At 66.9% G+C, this 3181-nt stretch carries 4 protein-coding genes; 1 reads left to right on the forward strand and 3 read right to left on the reverse strand.

Translation table 11 applies throughout. From position 1 onward, the window contains the following. Positions 1 to 113: 113 nt before the first annotated feature. Both ACFWPJ_RS28810 and ACFWPJ_RS28815 read right to left on the reverse strand, forming a co-directional pair. On the reverse strand, positions 114 to 341 hold the full coding sequence (locus ACFWPJ_RS28810; RefSeq protein WP_378856047.1) for a hypothetical protein: 228 nt from the start codon (positions 339 to 341) through the stop codon (positions 114 to 116). Between the two features lie 248 nt (positions 342 to 589). Further along, positions 590 to 1918: a DUF2637 domain-containing protein gene (locus ACFWPJ_RS28815; RefSeq protein WP_378856049.1), complete on the reverse strand. Its 1329-nt coding sequence runs from the start codon at positions 1916 to 1918 to the stop codon at positions 590 to 592. Between the two features lie 112 nt (positions 1919 to 2030). Here ACFWPJ_RS28815 and ACFWPJ_RS28820 point away from each other — a divergent pair, with 112 nt between their 5' ends. Further along, the gene (locus ACFWPJ_RS28820) at positions 2031 to 2522 is read left to right on the forward strand and encodes a hypothetical protein (protein ID WP_378856051.1); all 492 of its coding nucleotides are present in this window, start codon (positions 2031 to 2033) and stop codon (positions 2520 to 2522) included. Here ACFWPJ_RS28820 and ACFWPJ_RS28825 read toward each other — a convergent pair. Beyond that, the gene (locus tag ACFWPJ_RS28825; protein WP_378856053.1) at positions 2507 to 3112 is read right to left on the reverse strand and encodes a hypothetical protein; all 606 of its coding nucleotides are present in this window, start codon (positions 3110 to 3112) and stop codon (positions 2507 to 2509) included. The two genes, ACFWPJ_RS28820 and ACFWPJ_RS28825, sit on opposite strands and share 16 nt — an antisense overlap. Positions 3113 to 3181 lie beyond the last annotated feature (69 nt).

Below are 3181 nucleotides of genomic sequence, written 5' to 3' on the forward strand. Positions count from 1 at the left end.
ACGCGGGACTTGGGTTCGTAGTAGTCGGCCATCCACCCGCATCCCCAGGGGACACGCTTGCTCCCCCGCTTCGATCCCACGAACACTTCGCGACCCGCAACCTACCGCAGACCTCACGGCGCGCTGGCGCCACCGGTCGGGCGTCGGGTGAGCTGGTCATGCCGATCCGCCGGGAGCGTCGGTCCGTCGAGGCAGGCCAGCGCCGGGCAGATCCCCGCCCGGCGCCATCGCCGGCGCAGCAGCTCCAGTCCACGGGTCGCGAGCTCCATTCGGGCCTGCACCGCAGGATCGGTCGGGTCGTATTCGGCCTCGGTCAGAGCCGCGCGATCTTCTGAGGTCATACAGGGTTGGACGCGGTGGCCTGCGCTACGGCTCCCGGCATTTCGGACGGTTTTGAGGAATCGATGAAACCGGGGCACGCGCAGGGGACACACCCGTTTCGGCATGAGCGAGCGTTGCCCGGCTACCCGTGGGGAAGGCGAACGGGTTGCGGTACAACTCGATGCCCAACGCCAGGACCCAGCTTGCGCGGGCTGCAGCGGTGATCGAGGAGAAGTCATCGAGCATGTCGGTGAGGGTCGAACCGGGGTCATGGCGGGCCCGATTCTGTGGTGGGCGCGCTGGTCGGTGGTTCGCTCTCGCCAGCAGGCCGATCGGTTGGTGCGGAGGGCGGTGACCGGTGCGACGGCGGGGGATTGTTCTCGGCGTGTGGCGTGTCAAGTTCGTCGGCGTCGCGCAAGATGCGGCTGACGGCTGAGCGGCTGGGCCCGAGCTCGCGAGCGATCCGGCTGGCGTTGTGGCCGTGCACTCGATGACGGATCAGGATCTCGGTGACTGTCGCGGCCAGGCGGCGCCCGCGCGGATCACGGCGGCAGACACGGTCAGCGAGGGTCTCCAGATCGGGGTGCGCGTGTTCAGAGGCGGGTCCCGACCTCGCTGTAGCCGAAGAGACTGTGGACTCAGGCGAAGTATCCACGACAGGTGTCCGCACTCCGGAGTTCGTGCCTGGTCGTGCGGTCGCCGCGGCAACGAGATTGCCAGCAGCCGCGCGCACCGCGTCGGGCAGTTCGGTCGCTGTGCGCACAGCTGCAGAAGTGGCGTCGGATGTGCGCACGGTCAGGGAGGTGGGTGTGCGCACACCAGAGGGTTGACCGGGTGTGCGCACGGTCGCGGACTGGCCGTTGGGTGTGCGCACGGTGGTGGTCTGGTCGGTCGCTGTGCGCACAGCTGCAGAAGTGGCATCGGGTGTGCGCACGGTCGTGTTGGGCGTGCGCACGATCAGGGACGTCGGGGCGGGCTCGTCAGAGGGGAGGCCAGGTGTACTCACGGTCGTGGTCTTCTCGGTCGGCGTACGCAGACCAGACCGGTTCGAAGTCGACCCCGGCGATGAAGCCGGGAGTGGTTCGGACACTGGTCGTTCCACCCACCGCCCCGCCGCTGGGTGGTGTTCACCGGTGGCGGGTGAAGGGCGGTAGCGATCGTGGTGAGCTAGGGCGAGCAGGGCGATGGTCGATTGCGTCATCGATCCCTCGACGATCAGCGGCCACAGCCACGCTTCGGCAGCGGGCACACCCGCGGTGACGGCGAGCCCGCGCAGCGCGGTGAACGACATCCAGAACGCGGCACCAGCGATGACGACAGTGAGCGCGGTGGTGCTGCGGCGAGCCGCCACCGCGCCTCCGTCGATGCGAGCTAAGACAGTGACACCGTGTACCGCAGCCAGCAGTGCTAGTGGCGGGATGACCGCTACTGCCGTGGCGACCGCGGGCAGGATGCTGCTGTGGAGCAGGGCCTGCACGCCGTTGCCGACGATGCTGACGATGGCGGCGACCGCGAGTACGCACCAGAAGAAGATCCGTGCGTGACCGCGCTCGGGATCGTTGTCATCCGGGACCAGTAGGGCAGAAACCGGTGTCACGATCACTCCTTTCCGACAGAAGGATCAGGCCAGGCGCACCGGGTGGACTGGCTCAGATCTGGTGTGCGCGCGGCATAATGAGGTGGGAGAACCGGCGGGCATGGAGGACTCAATGCCCGGCAAGAACAGAGGCACCCGCATCGGCGGGGCCAAGGATGTGGTTCGCGCGCAGGTCGAGCGGGCACGGGCGCGGATGGATCAGCGTCGCGCCGATCAAAAGATCCGTGATCGTCGAGTGAGCGCGGCGGTGAAACAATTCGCCACCGCCTCGGCTGCAGTGACTGCACGCGAGGAAGCCCGGGACCGGCAGGTCATCGAGCTGCAACAACAAATTCAGGCCGCTCACGCCGCCGCTGCCGCAGCGATCACAGAACTGCGCGTGCAGCAGCGGACGGCTCTGACGCTGATGAAGGAGCAGGGCCAGACCGACAGTGACATCGCCGAACTTCTCGATCTGACCACCCGCCAGGTCCGCCAACTGTTGGTTGGGTCCCCGCGCACCAGCCCCGGTGCGGAACCATCCACGAAATCAGGCAGGCCTGTCGCCGAACCGGTCGATCTGCGTCGCGAAACGCTGACCGAGGAGAGTCAGAGCTGGGCGTAGCCGCCCGCAGACCAGACGGCCCAGCGAAAGTTCGGCGGTGACAGTGCCACTCGCGCGGGCACCGTCGGCTCTGGCGACACAGGCCAGAACACATGACCACACCTATGGCAGTAGAACGCGCTGCGCCACAACCGATCAGCAGCCGGTAAACCAGCGCGAACAGTGCGATTGCGACGCTTCGCTGCCCAGATCGACAGCACGACCAGCAATCCCGGCGCTGAGGTGCCTCCCACGAAGATGACGCCACCGACGATCCTGGCCAGGATGGAACCCGAGAGGTCTGCGAAAAGTGCGCCAATGGATGCGGCGAGCATCACGACCGCAGGGATCAGCAGCACGATGGCGATTCTGGTCCGACGCGACGTCGATTCTAAGCCAGGGTCACGGGCCAGACTGCGGGCGAGTGCGGTGGTGCGGGTGCGGGTGGTTGTCGAACGGGTGACCACCGGGATGACACCGTTGGTGGTGAATCCGACACCTGTGTGGGTGCCGTAGCCGACCTCAGTGGAGGCCCCGCCCGAGCAGATGGCTGGCACCGTTTGGACCTGGTCGAGATGGCGACAGGTCGGGCAGGTGAGATCGATGTCCATGCAGCTCCCCCTCGGCTGTGTGCGACGTCCAGGCACAAGTCAGTCATGCGATGCATCGATCAAACACCT

The sequence above is a fragment of the Nocardia sp. NPDC058497 genome (assembly GCF_042720195.1).
Taxonomy (GTDB): Bacteria; Actinomycetota; Actinomycetes; order Mycobacteriales; family Mycobacteriaceae; genus Nocardia.